Source organism: Hoylesella nanceiensis DSM 19126 = JCM 15639, from assembly GCF_000379965.1.
Taxonomy (GTDB): Bacteria; Bacteroidota; Bacteroidia; order Bacteroidales; family Bacteroidaceae; genus Prevotella; species Prevotella nanceiensis.
Genome location: NZ_KB904327.1, coordinates 36,523 through 56,793 on the forward strand (window position 1 = coordinate 36,523; position 20,271 = coordinate 56,793).

21 protein-coding genes and 2 tRNA genes are annotated in these 20,271 nt (G+C 37.8%); 16 read left to right on the forward strand and 7 right to left on the reverse strand.

Annotation, left to right across the window (positions count from 1 at the left end; all coding sequences use genetic code 11):
• Window position 1: 1 nt before the first annotated feature.
• The 9 genes from atpD to A3GM_RS0100200 are packed head-to-tail and all read left to right on the forward strand — an operon-like array spanning window position 2 to window position 7,279.
• A complete protein-coding gene (gene atpD / locus A3GM_RS0100160) occupies window positions 2-1,528 on the forward strand; it encodes a F0F1 ATP synthase subunit beta (protein ID WP_018361363.1) in 1,527 nt (508 codons plus the stop codon).
• Between the two features lie 13 nt (window positions 1,529-1,541).
• The gene (atpC, locus tag A3GM_RS0100165) at window positions 1,542-1,784 is read left to right on the forward strand and encodes an ATP synthase F1 subunit epsilon (RefSeq protein ID WP_018361364.1); all 243 of its coding nucleotides are present in this window, start codon (window positions 1,542-1,544) and stop codon (window positions 1,782-1,784) included.
• A 10-nt stretch (window positions 1,785-1,794) separates the two neighbouring features.
• A complete protein-coding gene (locus A3GM_RS0100170) occupies window positions 1,795-2,205 on the forward strand; it encodes a hypothetical protein (RefSeq protein WP_018361365.1) in 411 nt (136 codons plus the stop codon).
• Window positions 2,202-3,302 (forward strand): F0F1 ATP synthase subunit A, encoded by a 1,101-nt coding sequence (gene atpB, locus A3GM_RS0100175; protein WP_018361366.1) that lies wholly within the window; start codon window positions 2,202-2,204, stop codon window positions 3,300-3,302. Before A3GM_RS0100170 ends, atpB begins: the two co-directional genes overlap by 4 nt.
• A 36-nt stretch (window positions 3,303-3,338) precedes the next feature.
• Window positions 3,339-3,581, forward strand: coding sequence for an ATP synthase F0 subunit C (gene atpE / locus A3GM_RS0100180; protein ID WP_009227448.1), 243 nt, complete (start codon window positions 3,339-3,341; stop codon window positions 3,579-3,581).
• A 37-nt stretch (window positions 3,582-3,618) separates the two neighbouring features.
• Window positions 3,619-4,116, forward strand: coding sequence for a F0F1 ATP synthase subunit B (gene atpF / locus A3GM_RS0100185; RefSeq protein ID WP_018361367.1), 498 nt, complete (start codon window positions 3,619-3,621; stop codon window positions 4,114-4,116).
• Between the two features lie 18 nt (window positions 4,117-4,134).
• Window positions 4,135-4,671: a F0F1 ATP synthase subunit delta gene (locus A3GM_RS0100190; protein WP_018361368.1), complete on the forward strand. Its 537-nt coding sequence runs from the start codon at window positions 4,135-4,137 to the stop codon at window positions 4,669-4,671.
• Window positions 4,672-4,717: 46 nt separating this feature from the next.
• A complete protein-coding gene (atpA, locus tag A3GM_RS0100195; RefSeq protein WP_018361369.1) occupies window positions 4,718-6,304 on the forward strand; it encodes a F0F1 ATP synthase subunit alpha in 1,587 nt (528 codons plus the stop codon).
• A 3-nt stretch (window positions 6,305-6,307) separates the two neighbouring features.
• Window positions 6,308-7,279 carry a F0F1 ATP synthase subunit gamma gene (locus A3GM_RS0100200; protein WP_025829776.1) on the forward strand — a complete coding sequence of 324 codons (972 nt, stop codon included), beginning with the start codon at window positions 6,308-6,310 and terminating at the stop codon, window positions 7,277-7,279.
• A gap of 634 nt (window positions 7,280-7,913) precedes the next feature.
• On the opposite strand, the gene A3GM_RS0100205 is transcribed toward A3GM_RS0100200, so the two are convergent.
• A complete protein-coding gene (locus A3GM_RS0100205; RefSeq protein ID WP_018361371.1) occupies window positions 7,914-10,349 on the reverse strand; it encodes a hypothetical protein in 2,436 nt (811 codons plus the stop codon).
• 70 nt (window positions 10,350-10,419) lie between these two features.
• Window positions 10,420-10,563 (reverse strand): hypothetical protein, encoded by a 144-nt coding sequence (locus A3GM_RS11480; protein WP_018361372.1) that lies wholly within the window; start codon window positions 10,561-10,563, stop codon window positions 10,420-10,422.
• 607 nt (window positions 10,564-11,170) lie between these two features.
• Here A3GM_RS11480 and ftsY point away from each other — a divergent pair.
• The 4 genes from ftsY (at window position 11,171) to A3GM_RS0100230 (ending at window position 15,183) form a co-directional block, all read left to right on the forward strand.
• Window positions 11,171-12,130, forward strand: a complete 960-nt coding sequence (gene ftsY / locus A3GM_RS0100215; protein WP_018361373.1) for a signal recognition particle-docking protein FtsY — start codon at window positions 11,171-11,173, stop codon at window positions 12,128-12,130.
• A 72-nt stretch (window positions 12,131-12,202) separates the two neighbouring features.
• Window positions 12,203-13,498 (forward strand): 30S ribosomal protein S12 methylthiotransferase RimO, encoded by a 1,296-nt coding sequence (gene rimO / locus A3GM_RS0100220; protein WP_018361374.1) that lies wholly within the window; start codon window positions 12,203-12,205, stop codon window positions 13,496-13,498.
• A 4-nt stretch (window positions 13,499-13,502) separates the two neighbouring features.
• Complete coding sequence (locus A3GM_RS0100225) at window positions 13,503-13,796, forward strand: HU family DNA-binding protein (RefSeq protein WP_018361375.1); 294 nt, start codon at window positions 13,503-13,505, stop codon at window positions 13,794-13,796.
• Window positions 13,797-13,815: 19 nt separating this feature from the next.
• Complete coding sequence (locus A3GM_RS0100230) at window positions 13,816-15,183, forward strand: HU family DNA-binding protein (protein ID WP_238299205.1); 1,368 nt, start codon at window positions 13,816-13,818, stop codon at window positions 15,181-15,183.
• A gap of 200 nt (window positions 15,184-15,383) precedes the next feature.
• Here A3GM_RS0100230 and A3GM_RS0100235 read toward each other — a convergent pair.
• Window positions 15,384-15,456, reverse strand: a tRNA-Lys gene (locus A3GM_RS0100235).
• Window positions 15,457-15,476: 20 nt separating this feature from the next.
• A tRNA-Lys gene (locus tag A3GM_RS0100240) sits at window positions 15,477-15,549 on the reverse strand.
• 207 nt (window positions 15,550-15,756) lie between these two features.
• Between A3GM_RS0100240 and A3GM_RS0100245 the strand changes: the two genes are divergently transcribed.
• The 3 genes from A3GM_RS0100245 to A3GM_RS0100255 are packed head-to-tail and all read left to right on the forward strand — an operon-like array spanning window position 15,757 to window position 17,971.
• Window positions 15,757-17,310: an acyl-CoA carboxylase subunit beta gene (locus A3GM_RS0100245; protein ID WP_018361377.1), complete on the forward strand. Its 1,554-nt coding sequence runs from the start codon at window positions 15,757-15,759 to the stop codon at window positions 17,308-17,310.
• 24 nt (window positions 17,311-17,334) lie between these two features.
• Window positions 17,335-17,496 (forward strand): hypothetical protein, encoded by a 162-nt coding sequence (locus tag A3GM_RS11660; protein WP_018361378.1) that lies wholly within the window; start codon window positions 17,335-17,337, stop codon window positions 17,494-17,496.
• A gap of 43 nt (window positions 17,497-17,539) precedes the next feature.
• A complete protein-coding gene (locus tag A3GM_RS0100255) occupies window positions 17,540-17,971 on the forward strand; it encodes an acetyl-CoA carboxylase biotin carboxyl carrier protein (protein WP_018361379.1) in 432 nt (143 codons plus the stop codon).
• A gap of 348 nt (window positions 17,972-18,319) precedes the next feature.
• Here the strand turns inward: A3GM_RS0100255 and A3GM_RS0100260 are convergent, their stop codons facing one another.
• From A3GM_RS0100260 to A3GM_RS0100270, 3 genes are all read right to left on the reverse strand, one after another.
• Complete coding sequence (locus A3GM_RS0100260) at window positions 18,320-18,841, reverse strand: nitroreductase (protein ID WP_018361380.1); 522 nt, start codon at window positions 18,839-18,841, stop codon at window positions 18,320-18,322.
• A gap of 100 nt (window positions 18,842-18,941) precedes the next feature.
• Window positions 18,942-19,769 (reverse strand): carboxylesterase family protein, encoded by an 828-nt coding sequence (locus A3GM_RS0100265; RefSeq protein WP_018361381.1) that lies wholly within the window; start codon window positions 19,767-19,769, stop codon window positions 18,942-18,944.
• A 93-nt stretch (window positions 19,770-19,862) separates the two neighbouring features.
• On the reverse strand, window positions 19,863-20,258 hold the full coding sequence (locus tag A3GM_RS0100270; protein ID WP_018361382.1) for a hypothetical protein: 396 nt from the start codon (window positions 20,256-20,258) through the stop codon (window positions 19,863-19,865).
• Between the last annotated feature and the right edge of the window lie 13 nt (window positions 20,259-20,271).

Consider the following 20,271-nt stretch of genomic DNA (forward strand, 5'->3'; position numbering starts at 1 on the left):
TATGTCACAGATAAAAGGACACATCTCTCAGATTATTGGACCGGTTATTGACGTTCATTTTGAAGTAGATGGTTTAGAAGTTGGTAAAGTTCTACCAAAGATTCACGAAGCATTAACATTGAAACGTGCTAATGGTGAAGACCTAATTATTGAGGTTCAGCAGCATATTGGTGAAGATACTGTAAGATGTGTTGCTATGGATAATACTGATGGTTTGCAACGAGGACTAGAAGTTATACCAACAGGTAAGCCAATTGTGATGCCTGCTGGTGAGCAAATTAAGGGTAGAATGCTTAATGTTATTGGCAAGCCTATTGATGGAATGGAAAGCCTTAACATGGAAGGTGCATATCCAATACACCGTGAACCACCAAAGTTCTCAGAGCTATCTACAAAGAAAGAGATGCTTGCTACAGGTATTAAGGTGATCGATTTGCTAGAGCCTTATATGAAAGGTGGTAAGATTGGACTCTTTGGAGGTGCTGGAGTTGGAAAGACAGTGCTTATCATGGAGCTCATTAATAATATCGCAAAGGGTCACAATGGCTACTCAGTTTTTGCTGGAGTAGGTGAAAGAACCCGTGAAGGAAACGACCTTATTCGTGATATGCTCGAGTCAGGAGTAATCAAATATGGTGAAAAATTCAAGAAAGCAATGGAGGAAGGCAAGTGGGATTTGTCTTTAGTTGATAAAGAAGAACTAAAGAAATCTCAGGCAACTCTAGTGTATGGACAGATGAATGAGCCACCAGGTGCACGTGCTTCAGTTGCTCTTTCAGGTCTAACTGTTGCTGAAGAATTTAGAGATCATGGTGGAAAAGATGGAGAAGCAGCAGATATTATGTTGTTTATTGATAATATTTTCCGTTTCACTCAGGCAGGTTCTGAGGTGTCAGCGCTATTAGGACGTATGCCATCTGCTGTGGGATATCAACCCACTTTGGCTTCAGAAATGGGTGTAATGCAAGAGCGTATTACTTCAACAAAGAATGGTTCTATTACCTCAGTGCAAGCTGTTTATGTGCCTGCGGACGACTTAACCGACCCAGCTCCTGCAACAACCTTTACTCACTTAGACGCAACTACAGAGTTAAGTAGAAAGATTACAGAGCTTGGTATTTATCCTGCAGTAGACCCACTAGGCAGTACCTCTCGTATTCTTGATCCATTAATTGTAGGTAAAGAACATTATCAATGTGCACAAAGAGTAAAGCAAATTCTACAAAGATATAAAGAGTTACAAGATATTATTGCTATTCTTGGTATGGACGAATTATCAGATGAAGACCGTTTGGTCGTGAATCGTGCTCGTAGAGTGCAACGTTTCTTGTCTCAACCATTTGCAGTTGCAGAGCAGTTTACAGGTATTAAGGGAGTAATGGTTCCTATTGAAGATACAATTAAAGGCTTCAACATGATCTTAGATGGTGAGGTTGACCACCTACCAGAACAAGCTTTCTTGAATGTTGGTACAATTGAAGATGCAATAGAGAAGGGTAAAAAGCTAATCGAACAAGCACAATCATAGTATATAATAGGTGATGTTGAATTTAAAAATAGTTTCTCCTAGTGGAGTATTATTCGATAACTCTGTAGAGAGTGTCATGGTTCCAGGAACACTTGGACCCTTTGAAATATTGAATAACCATGCTCCAATCATCTCATCTTTAGAGCCAGGGGAAGTCTCTTTTAAGACAGGAGACGGTAAACTAGAAACAAAAAGAATAGCAGGAGGCTTTGTTGAAGTACAAAAAAACGAAGTACGTCTCTGCGTAGAGTTGTAATAGATGATATATGTCTGATTGGAATTTAAATAAAGTATCTTCTCGATTTAGAAAGATCTCAATAGGAATAATTGCAGGATTGTCGCTTTTATTGTTATTGTTGTCTAATGTATTTTCGGAGTTTAACTTTATACATGGCATTCTTGTTGGGGCAGTTTATTCAATCATTTTTAGTACAGCTTATTTAGAGTCTTGGCGAGTAGTTACCGTAAAGGCACCTTCAGCAACTACAAAGTTCTATTTGGTGTTTATGGCCTTACGATTTATTTTAGGAGCATTAGTGATATTAAGCTATTGTTTACTGAATAATAAAAGAGAAGCTATTATTGGCTTTGTGACCGTTTTCTCAGTATATTATCTTGTGATGATGATCTTTGAAACGAGCTATTTCGTAATAATCGAACAAAAGAAAATAAGATGAATAAATATATAACACATCTAAGACTCTTGTGTCTAAGTTTATTTTTGCTGTTGAGCATTAGTCCTATTTCGGCTAGTTCTCATTCAAAAGACGGCAAGTTAGATATACAAGAGATCTTATTTGGACATATTAACGATTCATATGAATGGCATATAACCGATATTGGTGGTCATCCTGTGGTGTTGCCTCTTCCCATTATAGTGAAGAGTTCAACAGGTTTTCATGTATTTCTTAGCAATCAATTTTCAGAGGAGCATGATTCTAAAGGCAATCGTCAAGGCCCTTACGGATTATATATCTCAGGAAGCGAATCAAATAAAGATAAGATTTGTGAGCAAGTTGATGGAAAAGAAGTACGTCCGCTAGATATCTCACTTACAAAGAGTGCCGTTGTGCTTTTCATAAATGCCATAGTAATGTTATTATGCATTTTAATTCCAGCACAATGGTGCAAGAAACACAAACCATCAGACCCTGCACCAAAAGGATTTGTGGGTTTGATGCACATGTTTATTATGTCGGTATATGACGATGTGATAAAAGCAACGCTAGGAGAGAAGGCAGATAAGTATGCACCTTACCTCTTAACTTGTTTCTTCTTCATCTTTATATCGAATTTAATGGGTATCATTCCTTTCCCACCAGGAGGCGGAAACGTTACAGGCAACATCACCATTACCTTCTTTTTAGCTCTTTGTACCTTTATTGTTACCAATGTAACAGGTACAAAAGAATATTGGAAAGAAATATTTTGGCCTGATGTTCCAACATGGTTAAAGGTACCCGTGCCCTTAATGCCATTCATAGAATTCTTCAGTATCTTAACAAAACCATTGGCATTGATGATCCGTTTGTTTGCCAACATGCTTGCAGGACACGCCATTGCGCTATCGTTAACATGCACCATATTTATTATGTTTGCTATTAATTCAGCAGCAGGTTCGTTAATGACAGTAGCAAGTGTGGCAATGAGTGTATTTATGATGCTCCTCGAGTTACTTGTATGTTACATTCAAGCGCTTGTGTTCACAATGTTAAGTGCTGTATTTATTTCGTTATCAAACATTCAACATGCAGAGCATGAAGAATCAAAATAGAATTTATAAATAGTAATAATTAAAAAAATAAAGATTATGTTATCATTATTATTGGCAGCAGATGCTGTTGCAAAATTGGGTGCCGCTATTGGCGGAAGTATAGCTGCAATCGGTGCAGGTATTGGTATTGGTAAGATTGGTGGCAATGCAATGGACGCAATGGCACGTCAACCTGAAAAGATAGGCGAGCTTCGTTCTGCAATGATTATTGCGGCAGCGCTAGTAGAAGGTGTAGCTTTCTTCGCCGTAATTATCGCCTTGCTTGCATTATTCGTATAATCATTGTGCTGTAAAGCAGAAACTTAAAAAATAAAGTATGTCATTAATAACTCCGGATTTTGGTTTGTTCTTTTGGATGACCGTTGTTTTTATCATTGTCTTCACAATCCTTAAAAAGAAAGGATTCCCTGTAATTACGGCAATGGTAAACGAGCGTAAGGCATTCATAGACGCAAGCTTACAAAAAGCCCACGAGGCAAATGAGAAGCTTGCCAACATCAAGAAAGAAGGTGAATCCATCCTCCAGGAGGCAAGAGAGAAGCAGGCTCGTATTCTAAGAGAAGCTGCAGAAACTCGTGATAAGATTGTTGAAGAAGCACAATTAAAGGCAAGAGAAGAGGCTCATCGCATCATTGAGGAGGCTCGCTTGCAGATTGCTAACGAGAAACAGAACGCCATTAAGGACGTAAAAGGACAAGTGGCATCTATTTCTGTTCAGATTGCAGAGAAGATTCTTCACAATAAATTATCTGACTCTGATTGTCAGATGGATTTAATTGATTCTATACTGAAAGATGTTTCTGTTCAAAAATAATTATATTAAATAGGTAATATGGATATAGGACTTATTTCTGTGCGTTATGCTTTGGCGCTTTTAAAAGGTGCTCAAGAGGCAAATAACGAAACAGAAGTATACAATTGTATGCAATCTTTGTTTAATGCTTTTCTCGAGGTGAAGCCTTTAAGAGAAGCAATGAATAATCCTACGCTTTCGAAAGGGCAGAAGAATCAATTGCTCTTAACGGTATTTCAAAATGAAGTTCCAACCATTCTAAAGCGTTTCATAACTCTTGTACTCAATGAATCACGAGAAGATCTTCTCCAATTCATGGCCGCTTCTTATATCACATTATATCGTAAGGACAAGAACATCATAAGTGGTAAACTCATAACTGCTACCGAAGTAACTCCCGAAATGGAGCAAAAGATGGCAGATATGATTAAGAAGAAGACAAACGGAACAGTTGAATTCGAAACAAAGGTTGATCCAGAGATTATTGGCGGATTCATATTAGAATACGACACCTATCGAATGGACGCCAGTGTAAAGAGCGAACTCAACAAACTTTTAGTTTCATTGAAAGGCTAGAGGTTTACTTTTTGTCTATTCCTAGTAAATAAATAAAAAAGAAAAGATGTCAGATAAAATAAAGCCAAGTGAAGTTTCTGAAGTTCTTCTTCAGCAATTGAAAGACTTTGAAGACTCTGCAAAGTTCGATGAAGTGGGTACAGTGCTCACTGTTGGAGACGGAGTTGCACGTGTTTATGGCTTAAGAAATGCCGAAGCGAGCGAACTTCTTGAATTCGAAGACGGAACAATGGGTATTGTGATGAACCTCGAAGAAGACAACGTTGGATGTATTCTTTTAGGTTCTACCGAAGGTATCAAAGAAGGACAAACGGTAAAACGTACTCATCGCATTGCATCTATTCGAGTAAACGACAATATGCTTGGAAGAGTTATTAATCCACTTGGAGAAGCAATTGACGGCAAGGGAGATATCGATTTAACCGAATCTTTCGAAATGCCACTCGATAGAAAGGCGCCAGGAGTTATCTATCGTCAGCCTGTTAAAGAACCTCTTCAAACAGGAATCAAGTCTGTCGATTCAATGATTCCAATCGGTAGAGGACAACGTGAGCTAATTATTGGTGACCGTCAGACAGGTAAAACAGCCATAGCTGTCGACACTATTCTCAATCAAAAGAGTTTCTACGAACAGGGAAAGCCCGTTTATTGTATCTATGTAGCAATTGGACAAAAGGCTTCAACCGTTGCAACTCTTGTGCAAAACCTTAAAGAGCGTGGTGCAATGCCCTACACAATAGTTGTGGCTGCTACTGCTGCAGATTCTGCTGCGATGCAATATTACGCTCCATTTGCTGGTGCTGCAATTGGCGAATACTTTAGAGATAGAGGCCATTCTGCACTTGTTGTGTACGATGATTTATCTAAACAAGCTGTTGCTTATCGTGAGGTGAGTTTGATTCTTCGTCGTCCTTCAGGTCGTGAAGCTTATCCAGGAGACGTATTCTACCTACATTCTCGTTTGTTAGAGCGTGCTGCACGCATCAACGACCAACAAGAAGTGGCAGAGCAAATGAACGACCTTCCAGAGTGTATGAAGGGACATGTTAAAGGAGGTGGATCGCTAACCGCTCTTCCTGTTATTGAAACACAGGCAGGAGACGTTTCAGCTTACATTCCAACTAACGTGATTTCAATTACCGATGGACAGATATATCTTGAGAGCGACTTGTTCAATCAAGGTTTCCGACCAGCTATTAACGTAGGTATTTCTGTATCTCGTGTAGGTGGATCTGCGCAAATCAAGAGTATGAAGAAAGTGGCAGGAACACTTAAAATCGATATGGCTCAATATCGTGAGTTAGAGGCTTTCTCTAAATTCTCTAGTGATATGGACGCTGTAACCGCAATGACTCTAGACAGAGGACGTAAAAACAATCAGCTACTTATACAGCCACAATACAGCCCTATGCCTGTAGGCGAGCAGATTGCCATATTATATTGTGGTGTAAAAGGATTGATGAAAGATATTCCTGTAGAGCAAATCAGAGAGAGTCAAGACCTCTTCCTCGAAACCATGCGCAACAATCATCAAGCGGTGTTAGCATCTCTTGGTGCAGGAGAGTTGACAGACGAAGCTATAAAGGCTATCGAAGAGGTAATGGCTAGCATCTCTCAACAATATAAAAACTAAGCTATGGCGTCACTGAAAGAAATTAAGAATAGAATAGCAAGCGTCAATAACACCCGTAAGATTACGAGTGCTATGAAAATGGTTGCATCTTCTAAGTTGCATCATGCTCAGCAAATGATAGAGAACATGTTGCCCTACGACAATATGTTAGAGCACATTCTAAAATCGTTTTTAGTTTCTTCTCCCGACGTGTCGAGCCCTTTCTGCCAAGAAAGAACAGCAATTAAAAGAGTAGCTTTAGTAGTATTCTCGTCTAACAGTCCTTTGTGTGGGGGCTTCAATATGAATGTCCTTAAGAAGATGCAAGCCGTTGTAGACAGCTATTCGCATCTTTCTAAAGAAAATATTGTAGTTTATCCCATAGGAAGAAAAGCATACGATAAAGCTCAAAAGCTAAATGTTACATGTGCGGGAGATTTCTCTCAGCTCATAGATAATGGTAGTGCACAAGATTGCCAACGCCTTTCTCAAAGCATTGCAGCGAAGTTTATTGATGGAGAGTTCGATAAAGTAGAACTCGTTTATCATCATTTCGAGAGTGTAGGTTCACAGGTTTTAACTCAAAGAACGTTCCTTCCTATCGATTTAGCCACAGAGGTGAATAGAGAAGAAGAGCGAGATTTAAAATCAGTTCTTGCAACAGCCGAGAGTCAAGAATATCTAAAGCAGCATAGGGTAGAGCGCAGCTCAGGTTCAAAAAAAGAAAAGGTGCTTTATCATGACAATTTTATTGTTGAGCCAAGTGTGTCTACAGTGTTAGAAACGCTTATCCCTAAACAGCTTAATTTGATGTTCTATACTGCTTTGCTCGATAGTGTTGCCAGCGAACATGCTGCCCGAATGGTGGCAATGCAAACAGCAACCGACAATGCAGATGAGTTGTTAAGAGGATTAAGTTTGCAGTATAACAAAAGCAGACAACAAGCTATTACAAATGAATTGCTTGATATTGTTGGAGGATCAATTAATAATTAATAGATTAGCTCATCATCATAAAAGCGATAAACAACACCGATTGTTTATCGCTTTTGTTATTTATATCCCTTATAAGCCTTTGTTTTTGTTATAACATGCATATACTTAGCTTTGTCGAATAAGGTTACTACACGGCAAACTATACACGTCTTTCTTGCAACGACTTTCTTTTCAATCTACTTTTGCACTCGGACTATCAAACGAGGGGGAGGAGTTGAGGGGCGAAGAGTGTGTTATTTGTTGATGGTGTGAAATGAGTGGTGTGAGAGAATATGTGTTGAGGAGATAGAAATAAAGTGATTGTTGGTTGTAGGTTATTGGTATTCTCTTTGTGATAGTTGTTCTTTTCGTTTATTGGTGATGTTCTTTTATTTAAAGATACAATACTTATATTCTTGAAGATCGTTGCTCTTATCGCAATTAAATGGTGTTATCTTCTTTTTAGGCATAAGTTTTTCATTTCGTAATAGCATTGTTGTTGCAAAATAAAAACAATGCTATTATGAGGTAAAAGCAATGTATTTGCGTTGTTATTACATTGATGTTTAAACAAAGAAAAGGCACAAAGCTGGTTAATTAGCTTTGTGCCTTTTTATATTTATCACCTTTTCAGGTTATAAAAGATTTGTCTCTCTTAGTCTTTTGCTGGAGTGGTTCTCCACAAACGAACTGGAGCTTTTTCTATCAAGTTTTGTTGATAGCCTGAAGCATTTGAAGATAAATGCTGGTTGGTTGGAACACCTGGATATAGATAGAAATAGAATCCACTCATACCATTGATATAATCAATTGGTCTAAATGTTACACTTTGGTAAGGTGCTCTATGAGAATTATCTTCAGTGTAGCCATAAGGGAAGGTTAATGCGTTTGAAGCCGCATAGCGACCACCTGATAATACAGGGTCGGTTGTCCAATATTGGGCACTAACTCCCTTACTATTGTTGTTAATAAACCATGCTTTAATCTTGCCTGTGAATACAGCATCGGTAGATTGAACATCATTGAATGTGTAGTAACCACTTAGTGGGAAGGTTCTAGAGATATCGGCTGGATATTCGTTTGCAGAATTTGGATTCAAATTCCAGAACTCTTCATATGCGATATCGTCCATATCAAGAACGAAACGAGGACCTAAGTAACGTTGTGTAAGAACTGCTCTACCTGTTGTAGCATTTGCATAGTCTTGGTCTTCCCAACGTATAACATATTGATATTTATTGTCACTTACCCAATTAGTATTGTCACTTGCGCTTCTAGCCATTCCAGATGGCATGTCAACAGCTGGTTGTTTTGTTCTTCCATAATAAACTTTTCCTTCAGTATCGTCTGTTATATAGTTTGGCTTTTTAGACATACCTATCATATAAGCAATGTGACCTTGTTTAGTTGCAGGTAAGTTTTGACCAGAGCTATAGGTATGGAACACACGTACAGGTTGTGAACCTGCGTTAGGCATTTGTGCATAAGATACGCAACCGATAGAATAGGTAAACTTCAAAGGTTTTGTGATATCATAATAGTCACCTGTTCTTAAACCAGAGAATGCATGTCCTTGTGCAAAGATGGTACGCCAATGTAAGTTACTTGCAAGTTGGTAACCACTTGGAATTGCACCAGAGCTAAGCTGACTAAATGCATAGCGATTTGTTGCTGTAGTAGTTTGATTTGAAGTGCTTTCTACTTCTGCTTCTGTACCAAAGTTGTCGTGTTTAGCGATGTAGCTTAGAGGAGCATACTCGAATACTACCTTACCATTTGCTACATAGTTCGCACCTGAAAGGTAGCTCTTAAGTGTTCCGTAAGCAGGAATCATATTGATTGAAGTTGGAACTGGCTCGTTATTTGCACGTGTAGATGTTGCTCCATCTAAAGGTTTAGCAAATAATAAGAACTGAGTCTTTTGAACATGTTCTACTGTTGGAGTACCACTTCCTTCTGCAGTGTTAGGATATGTCTTAACAGCTTGTGTTTGTGGAGCCATCCATACATAGATGTAGCTAGGTGCTTTTTGACCATTAAGAACTTTGTCCCAAGCACGATTTAAGAAGATGTGATCGTAATATGTAAGAGCAGTGTTGTCTACTTTCTTAGTAGCATCGCTTTCTTGTTCATAGTCTTTATTGAATTTTCCAAATACTTTGATCTCACCTGTCATGGCAGCATCACTTGATGGACGTTGATAGAACTTGAACATTTGGAATGCCTTTTGGAAAGATTCTGAAGATGCACTTGCAACGTCGCTATCTTGTGTGTCCTTAAGAGTGCTAGCAAGGAAATCATGATATTTCTTATCGAAAACCTTAAGGTCAAATTGTCCACGAAGAATGTTACTTGTGATGATACGAACACCATTGTATTGGAAATCGAAACCTGTATTGTTTTCAACTCTTAGACGAACGATAGTACCGAATTGCTTAAATAGAACCGCTTTGTCTGCCTTAAAAGATTTCTTAGCAGCATTTGCTTCAAGCTTTCTCCAACCAAATAAATAAGGAATATCAGCTCCCCATGTTACTTCTTTGCCAGCTTGTGAGATAGTTGTGTGACCTTCTGAATAACCATTGAACTTCACCTGTGGTTCTGCTATCTTAAGAAGTTGCTCTCCACCAAGGATACCACAAACATACCAGGTACCCTTTGTAAGATCTGTTCCTGCTTCCATTTCGAATGTGCTAGTAGGAGCTAAACGAAGGTTTCCGCCCTTTTTATAGGTCCACTTTGTTACAACTCTTGTAACAGGTTGGTCTTTATCTGTACTCTTGAAGATACAAACAACAGGAACTTCTGTTCCATCTGCAATTTCTTTTCCATCAATACCTCTTTGGTCAAAGATGCCTAAAGGAATGGGGTAGCCATGACTTTTTGTTGGGTCTGCATTTTCATTACCCTTGTAACCGATTGCACGAGTTCCCTCTGGTGAATTTGGAGTTTCCAAATTAGCAGCCAAATCCATAGATACAGTTATGCCTGGTTCAGTACTTTGTGTACTTGTTGTAGGCATGTTTTCGTCTGCACATCCAGTAAATAAAAGCACACTGAATGCGATGCACGATAATAAATACTTTTTCATTGAACGTTTTAATTTTACGCTTTTGTTAAACTTAAATTTCTTGATTACTTGGATTAATGGTTCTAGAAGATTAGTCTTCTATGTCACCCATGTCGTCACCACCTGTTAAAGAGCCATTAATACCACTGTGAGTATGGAAACCATCGTCCATGAGATTTTCGATATTAGCCAGAACTACTATTGATTGAGGGCTAACATAACTTTTCTTTTCCATTTTCATGTTAAATAAATATTCGGCACGATTGCCTGTTATACTAAAAACAATTATTCTAAAAAATTAAAAATACGTTGTTAAACTTCTACTTTTATCATTTAAAATATCTCCGTTATTATCTTGGAGACATAATTCCTGAAATCGTTTGCAAAGTTAATAGCCTTTTTTATAAAATGATATTATTAGAAGTTTTATTTCAATATTATTAATACTTTTGTGTGATTTATGGAGTTAAAATAACAATTATTTTTGAATTTAATATTTATTCTTTTTAATTTATACTTTGTTTTATATTTAAGAAAGAGATGTATGCTGAGCCTTAAAAAGGAAAGAAAAGAGATCCTAGTGACCCCAAAATGTGTCATCTATAATCCTTTTAGGATGCTTATATAATATATTAAGGTGAAATTAAAGTATTAATCTTTATGGTTCGTGCCTTTTTTACATCATTTTTGCGTATCTTTGCAACACATTATAATGGTCACTATATTCTTAAAATAAAGTTTGATACATTGGGTTTTGCCAAAGCAAACGTAAGGATTTTAGCATAAATCATGAGAATAATAGCTAAGAAAGAATTTAAATTGTAACAAAGAAGATATAAGCTATGGGTATATTTGGATTTTTTAATAAGAATAAAAAAGAAACATTAGATAAGGGATTAGAGAAGACCAAGCAGAGTGTTTTTGGTAAATTAGCTAAAGCAATCGTTGGAAAATCTAAGGTAGATGATGATGTCCTTGATAGTTTGGAAGAGATCTTGATTTCTTCTGATGTTGGTGTTGACACCACTTTGAAAATCATTGAGCGCATAGAAGAACGCATAGCACGAGATAAATATGTATCAACAAGTGAGCTAAATGGAATCTTGCGTGAAGAAATTTCAGCCCTCTTGACTGAGAATAACACATTTGATAGCGACTCTTGGGATCTTCCTTCCGATCGTAAACCATATGTAATACTTGTAGTTGGCGTGAATGGAGTGGGTAAAACTACTACCATTGGTAAACTAGCTTATCAGTTTAAGAAAGCAGGAAAGAAAGTATATTTAGGCGCAGCAGACACCTTTAGAGCTGCAGCAGTTGAACAAATATCTATTTGGGGCGAACGAGTTGGTGTGCCAGTTGTTAAACAACAGATGGGAGCAGACCCCGCTTCAGTAGCTTTCGACACGCTTTCTTCTGCCAAAGCAAATGATGCAGATGTGGTATTAATAGACACTGCAGGTCGTTTGCATAATAAAGTTGGCTTGATGAACGAGTTGAAGAAGATTAAAGATGTGATGAAAAAAGTATTCCCAACAGCTCCAGATGAGGTATTATTGGTACTTGATGGCTCTACAGGTCAAAACGCTTTTGAACAAGCAAAGCAGTTTTCTGCAGTGACACAAATTACCTCTTTGGCTATAACAAAACTCGATGGAACAGCTAAGGGCGGTGTGGTTATTGGTATTTCAGACCAATTAAAAGTTCCTGTTAAGTACATCGGACTAGGCGAAGGTATGGAAAATCTACAGCTATTTAATAAAAAGCAGTTCGTTGATTCACTCTTTAACGAAAACCAATAGTCCTTCTTTCGGTAAAGAAATAAAAACAAAAACATTATACAAAAAAAATATTGTAGTTTAGGATAATAGTAAATGAAGAAGAATCAGATAGATATCGTAACCATGGGATGCTCGAAAAATCTTGTGGATAGCGAAACCTTAATGAAACAATTCGAGGCAAATGGCTATCATTGCACACACGATGCAAAGCGTCCACAAGGTGAGATCGCAGTTATAAACACCTGCGGTTTTATTGAAAGTGCAAAAGAAGAGAGCATCAATACGATATTAGAATTTATACAAGCAAAAGAAGAAGGACGCCTAAATAAATTGTATGTGATGGGTTGTCTTTCGCAAAGATATAAAGATGAGCTCGAAGCAGAGATGCCACAAGTAGACAAGTTCTATGGTAAGTTTAATTATAAACAACTGCTTGCAGATCTCGGAAAGTCATTTGTTCCATCGTGTGATGGCCAAAGACACTTAACAACTCCACGTCATTATGCCTACCTTAAGATTAGTGAAGGCTGTAATAGACAATGTGCTTATTGTGCAATTCCTGCAATGACAGGTAAGCATCAGAGTCGAAAGAAAGAAGAAATTATCAACGAAGTAAAAGAACTCGTTGCGCAAGGAGTTAAAGAATTACAGATAATTGCCCAAGAGTTAACCTATTATGGAGTTGATTTAGATGGCAGAAGACAAGTTGCAGAATTGATAGAAGCTATTGCAGATGTACCTGGAGTGAAATGGATTCGCTTGCATTATGCTTATCCTAATGAGTTTCCACTCGAGCTTTTAGATGTAATGCGACGTAAACCAAATGTTTGTAAGTACTTAGATATCGCCCTACAGCATATCTCTGATCCAGTACTTGCGAAGATGAAACGCAATGTTTCGAAAGAAGAAACATTGAACCTGATAAAGAAAATACGTGAAGCAGTTCCTGGAATACACCTAAGAACCACTCTTATGGTAGGACACCCAGGTGAAACAAAAGAAGCTTTTCAAGAGCTTTTAGACTTTGTTCGTGAAACTCGTTTCGAGAGAATGGGTGCTTTTGCTTATTCAGAAGAAGAGGGAACATATAGTGCTTGTCATTATGAAGATGAGATTTCTGCAGAAGAAAAGCAGAGAAGACTCGATGAACTGATGGCACTTCAACAAGAGATTAGCTCTGAAATAGAAGAAGAAAAGGTAGGAAAAGTATTACTTACAGTCATAGATAGAAAGGAAGGCGACTACTATATCGGTAGAAGTGAGTTCTGTTCTCCTGAAGTTGACCCAGAAATACTTATCCCCGCAACTCGTCGTTTGCGTGTTGGTACATTCTATAATGTAAAAATAACAAGTAGCGACGCATTCGATTTATATGGAGAGATAGTGTAAAACAATGAATAATAAAGAGTTTATTACCGAATTATCACGACAGTTAGAATACACACAAGAGCATACTCAAGGGTGTATTCGCTGTGTCATTGATGCAATGTCGATGGCTTTCGACAATGGAGAAAGTGTGTCTGTTGCTGGCTTTGGATCGTTTGAAGTGAAGAAAAGGCTAGAAAGAATAATGGTGAATCCATCGACAGGACAACGTATGATTGTTCCTCCAAAATTGGTTTTAAACTTCAAACCGGCTGCATCTATCAAGGAAGAATTGAAGAAAGGAGGATTAGCTGATGTCTAAAAACTCGTTTCTTATAGATATGCTTACTTCTAAAATGGGTTTAGAAGTGGCAGAAACAGAGGCCTTTATCGCTGCCATGTTTAAGGTGGTGAATGAAGGTTTGAAAGAAGATAAGCTGGTAAAGATAAAAGGACTGGGCACTTTTAAGCTGACAAAAGTGAGTGCAAGAGAAAGTGTTGACGTGAATACAGGTGAGCGTATCGTTATTGAAGGACGAGAAAAAATTTCGTTTACCCCCGATAATTATATGCGAGACTTGGTGAATAGTCCGTTCTCTCAATTCGAAACAGTTGTTCTTAGCGATGGAGTAGACTTCTCAGCTATTGATGAAAAATATGCTTTGAATGAATTAGAAGATGATTCTTCCTTGCTTTTGTCGAATGAAGAGTCTCTCGAACCCATAGCAGAAGAACCTAAAAGTATTCTTTCTTCTATTGAAGAGGCAAAAGAAGCATTGGCTCAGTTGAATGAGAAAGAGGAAGAAGGAACAGTTGAAGAACCTGTTTTGTCTGCAGAATTAGAAACAGAAAACCTGTTAGTTATAGAGCAAGAAGAAAGTAACGAAGAGACAAAAAGTCAGATGTCTGTACCTATTTCTTTACAACTCTCTCCACAGCAGTTAACTGCTTTAAATACAAAAGAAAGTGTTTCTGATCGTGAAGAGAAAGTAGAAGAGTCTGAAGTACTTTCAGCTGTGGTTGAAAATGAGTCGTCTCAAATTGAAGAAGCGCCTCAATTTGTTATTGAAACAGAAAAAATAGAGGAAAAAGAAGAGACGAAGCCCATCGAAGAGGAATCTGAAGAGGAGGAAGATACAGAGGAATCAAGTTCTCGAAGTTATGTAAAACCTTTGTTGTTTGCATTTCTTCTCATTGCCTGTTTAGCTATTGGAGCGGGTGTTGGATATTATTTCTTTCAACAACAATCTAAAGAAATGTCAGTAGCCCAATCGCCACAAACTACCAATAAAGTGGTCGTTTCTGCAAAGAAGGCTAACAGCCCTACTGCGGTTGTAGATAGTTCACAAAAGAAGCAGGCGGCTGCACTGGTTGATTCTATCACTAAAAAGAATACTCAAGCAGTGGTTGTGAAGACCGAACAGCCTGAAGTGAAAGACGAAAAAACTGTTTTTGACTCAAAACAATATAACAAAGATCCTCGTGTTCGCACAGGTGCCTATATAATAATAGGTGTAGAAAAAGAAATAGAAGTAAAGGCTGGACAAACTTTATATTCGTTAAGTCGAAGATATTTGGGTCCAGATATGGAATGCTATGTTGAGGCCATAAATGGTAAAAAGGAGTTTAAGGCAGGCGAAAAGATGAAGATTCCAACTTTGAAGCTAAAGAAAAAGAAGCACAGAGTGCATGTAGAAGTGGAGGAGTAAGATAGTACTTGCACTTCAAAGCCTAAAAGCTATTATTTAAAAGAGAAAATATTATGATGAAATTCTATCTAACTTGAAATATAGTTAGGTAGAATTTTTTATTTTAAGAAATGAGAGTTGGTGTTTAAAATATTCGAATAAAAGAAGAATAAGAGTATTAAAAACAAAAAAGAGATGATCAAAAATCATCTCTTTTTATGTACACCCTTAGGGATTCGAACCCTAGACCCACTGATTAAGAGTCAGTTGCTCTACCAACTGAGCTAAGGGTGCTTAAGAACAACCTTGGAATGTACACCCTTAGGGATTCGAACCCTAGACCCACTGATTAAGAGTCAGTTGCTCTACCAACTGAGCTAAGGGTGCATACATTCAACTATAACGCTGTTTTCTTAATGCTGTGCAAAGGTATTCTTTTTTTGTTTAATAACCAAACAAATGCAATCTTTTTTATAAAAATAATTATTCATTCCTTATGAATATTACTTTTAGATACCTTTTTGTGGTGATATAAGGAATATTTATTACCTTTGCAAGGTATATAAAGAATTATAATTGAAACATAAAATAATCATGAGTAGACAATTAGAAAAGATCAAAGAGCTTATCGCAAAGCGTGAAAAAGCTCGTCTCGGAGGTGGCGAAAAGGCCATAGAAAAGCAACATGAACGTGGTAAATACACCGCTCGTGAAAGAATTGACATGTTGGTTGACGAGGGTTCTTTTGAAGAATACGATATGTTTAAGCTTCATCGTAGCCATAACTTCGGCATGGAAAAGAAACAATTCTTAGGAGATGGCGTTGTTGCTGGTAGCGCAACTATCGATGGAAGACTTGTTTATGTATATGCACAAGACTTTACAGTGAACGGAGGATCATTGTCAGAAACAATGTCTCAGAAGATTTGTAAGGTCATGGACATGGCTATGCAGAACGGAGCTCCTATGATTTGTGTAAACGACTCGGGTGGTGCTCGTATTCAAGAAGGTATCTGTGCGCTTGCAGGTTATGGTGAAATCTTTGAAAGAAACATTCTTGCTAGTGGCGTTATTCCTCAAATTAGCGCAATTTTTGGTCCTTGTGCAGGTGGAGCTGTTTACTCACCAGCTCTTACAGACTTTACTCTTATGACAGAAGGAACATCATACATGTTCTTAACAGGTCCTAAAGTGGTGAAGACTGTTACTGGAGAAGATGTTGATGCAGAAAGCCTTGGTGGTGCAAGTGTACACTCAACAAAGAGTGGTGTTACTCACTTCACAGCTAAAACAGAAGAAGAAGGCATTGCACTTATTAAGAAATTGTTGAGCTATATCCCTTCTAATAATATGGAAACTGCACCAGTTGTAGAGTGCAACGACCCAATTAATAGAATGGAAGACTCGTTGAACGAGATATTACCAGAAGATCCAAACCAAGCATACGACATGTATAAGGTTATCACAGCGATAACTGATAATGGTGAGTTCTTCGAAGTTCAACCTAAATTTGCTAAGAACATCATTACAGGTTTTGCACGTTTCAACGGACAAAGCGTTGGTATCGTTGCTAACCAACCTGCTGCTTATGCTGGTGTTCTTGATGTAAACGCTTCAAGAAAGGGCGCTCGTTTCGTTCGTTTCTGCGACGCTTTCAATATTCCAATTGTGTCTTTAGTTGACGTTCCTGGTTTCTTACCTGGAACAGGACAAGAATATAATGCTGTAATTCTTCACGGAGCACAACTTCTTTATGCTTATGGAGAGGCTACTGTGCCTAAGATCACAATCAACTTGCGTAAGAGCTACGGTGGCTCTCACATCGTAATGGGTTGTAAGCAATTGCGTTCAGACTTGAACTTTGCATGGCCTTCTGCTGAGATCGCTGTGATGGGAGCAGGTGGAGCTGTTGCTGTTCTTTATGCAAAAGAAGCTAAGACACACGAGGATCCACGTTCTTTCCTTGCAGAAAAAGAAGAAGAATACACAGAAATGTTTGCAAATCCTTATCAAGCAGCACAATATGGCTACATTGATGATGTGATTGAACCACGGAATACACGTTTCCGTATCTGTAGAGGATTGGCTCAATTGGCTAACAAACGTCAATCGTTGCCAGCTAAGAAACATGGTTGTATGCCAATGTAATTTAAACTTAAAAGCATAATTTATATGGTTAAAGATAAAAATGTTTATGCAGCCATTGCTTTAGCACTTCACGAGTTTAAAGGAAATAACGTGCACGACAAAGAATCGGGCATTATAACCATTAAGCAAAAGCAAACAATGTGGAATGCAAAGTTCCTTTCTTTCACTCAAAAACCAGGACGATAAGGAACGAATAAACGTTACAATGACAAAATAAAAAATTGTAGAAATGAAAGAATATAAATATATCATAGACGGAAAAGAATATAAAGTTGCTATCAATGATGTGGTAGACAATATTGCCAATGTAACTGTAAATGGTGATTCTTTTCAAGTTGAAATGGAAAAAGAGGCTGAACCTGAGAAGAAAAAAGTGGTTCTTGGAAAAGCTGAAAACAAAGCTGAAGAGAGTGAAACAACCACAACTTCTGCTGCAAATGTAAATACAGACAATGCTGTTAAGGCTCCTCTTCCAGGTGTAATTCGTGACATTCCTGTTGCTGTTGGTGACACTGTTGCTGTTGGTGACACTGTTGTTGTGCTCGAAGCAATGAAGATGGCAAACAACCTTGAGGCTGAAAAGGCTGGTAAGGTTACAGCTATTTTAGTGAAAGTGGGCGAGAATGTTCTTGAAGATACAGCACTTGTTGTAATCGAATAAGAGTTTATCGTTTCGATTTGAAACGACGCTATAAATTAAAAAGGACATGTAGTGATCTTACTACATGTCCTTTTATTTTTCTATACTATTTGTAAGTGAGAATTGTTAGCTTCGTTTAGTGGTATAAATGTTGAATTTTAACTAATGAAACTTTGTTGCTTTCTTGAGATATTCAGATAATAGTAGTATTGTTTTCTTTATTCTGATGGTGCAAAAGCATAGCTTTTAAGACGTAAAAGGAATGATATTACCTTGTAAAAGACATATTTTTAGAGGGTAATAGTGATGTTATTCCTTTTGTTTATGCTAGGAATAGAGACTAAAAGAATTGGTGCTAGGTCTTAATAGTTAGTCGATAATTCTGATATAATCCTCTTTTCTATCGGCTTGCACTTTGGGCTCATTCTTTTGATAGCCCATAATACAGAAAGCAATGCCCTCATAGTGATCGGCAACTCCCCATTCTTTTAGAAGCTGTTTGCCCTCTTCTAACTTAAAAACCTCTTTTGCTCGGTGAATCCAACAGCTGCCAATACCTTCTGAATGAGCTGCAAGCATAAGGTTAGCCATAACCAAACTGCCATCATAAAGATAGGTTGGACGATTGGTGTCGGCAAGAACTGCAACCACAACGGGGGCTTTATAGAATGGGTCGATAGGTGAACCGAGCACTTGAGCGTTGAGCTTTGATAAAAGATTGCGTGTTTCTTTGTTATAGACGCAAATCATAATGGGAGATTGTTTGCCCATTCCTGTAGGAGAATAAGTGGCAGCTTTCAGAATTTTATCCATTGTTTCACGAGGTGGGAAATGGTCTTCTTCGTAGCTTTTTACACTTCTTCTTGATATGATGTCTTCAATTGTGTTCATTTTCTTATATTGTTTTATGTTATTGGTAATCAGTTGTTTTCTCCTTCTATCTTAAATAATAATCTAAGTATAGTTGCTGGACATTTTGTAAAAGCAAAAGTTAGTCCTCCTCGTAGTATTGAGGTAGTTGTCTAAGCTCTTGATAAGTTTGCTGGATATCTTCAGGAGTGATATCAAAATGTTTATCTATAGTTCGTGGATTATCTTGTAAAGAATGAGAGAAAAGCCAATCGTAGGTCTTTTGCAGGTAGAACAAACGAGCAAGAATTCCATGTGATCCGCCTTGTAGCCAATCGTATCTTAAAAGCTTGTCGTTGCCTTTTTCTTGTAGCTTTTCAACTACAATCTGTGATTGTTTCACAGAAACCGCTCTGTCTGCAGTGCCGTGCATGATCCACAAAGGAACCTTTCCAAGAGGCGAAACATCTCTTAATGAGCAACCACCACATAGTGCCATGGCTGCAGCTATCTTCTTTGGATAAGCTCCAACGAAGTCCATTGTGCCATAACCACCAAGACTCATACCCAAAACATAAACCCTTGTAGTGTCTACTTTGTAGTTTCTCTTGGCCCATTCCAGTAGCTCGTTCAACTTATGGGCATTCCAAGCACCGCCTGGATTTTGTGGAGCAACAACCAAAGTCGGAATAATTTTACCCTTATCAATAGCGTCTAAAACGCCATATCTACGTACCTTTTGAATGTTATTTCCGCATAAACTTGCTCCGTGTAAGAAGATAACAAGGGGCAAGGGGTGTCCGTTGGGTTCGTAATCGTTTGGAGTATAGAGCCAAAAGTTATAGCCAACCGTGTTGAGTTCTTTGTGAATTGAAAACTCGCCATAGTTTGTTCTTTGCGCAAAAGAAGGCGTCCCAATTACAAAAAGTAAGCATATTGCGATAAAAAAATAATGTTTTAAGGTGCTCATAATCAGGATCTCCGTGTTAATTAGTTGTTCAAATCTTTCTTTGTCAAAATCATTTTTCTAAGCATTTGTTTTGAAAGAAAGATGCCAATACTTCTATTTTGTAAACGAAAAAGAATCTTGATATAAAATCTTTGTAGGTTCTTTGGTTGAATGAACGATGTAAACAAACTTAAAACCAGCCTCTTTATAGCTTTTAAGTCCTGGGTTATCGGTCAACATTTTCTGTATTCCTTCGTGAATGGCCTGCTTGTTTTTGTTGACAATTTCTTCGTTGTCGAAAGCGTCTGAGAATGAGCAATAATAAGTATAGCTTTTTGTTGATTTATAGAATACAACGCTATCGGTTCTTGTATAGTTAACAGTTGGAGTGGGGCAGAATGATTTTGTGTATTCTTTAGCCTCTCTTTCAGCTTTGTCTTCCAAGCTTTCTTGACACGATTGCGCACAAAATGCAACGCAAGCGATTAGTGCATATAAAATCTTTCTCATGTTTGTTATATTT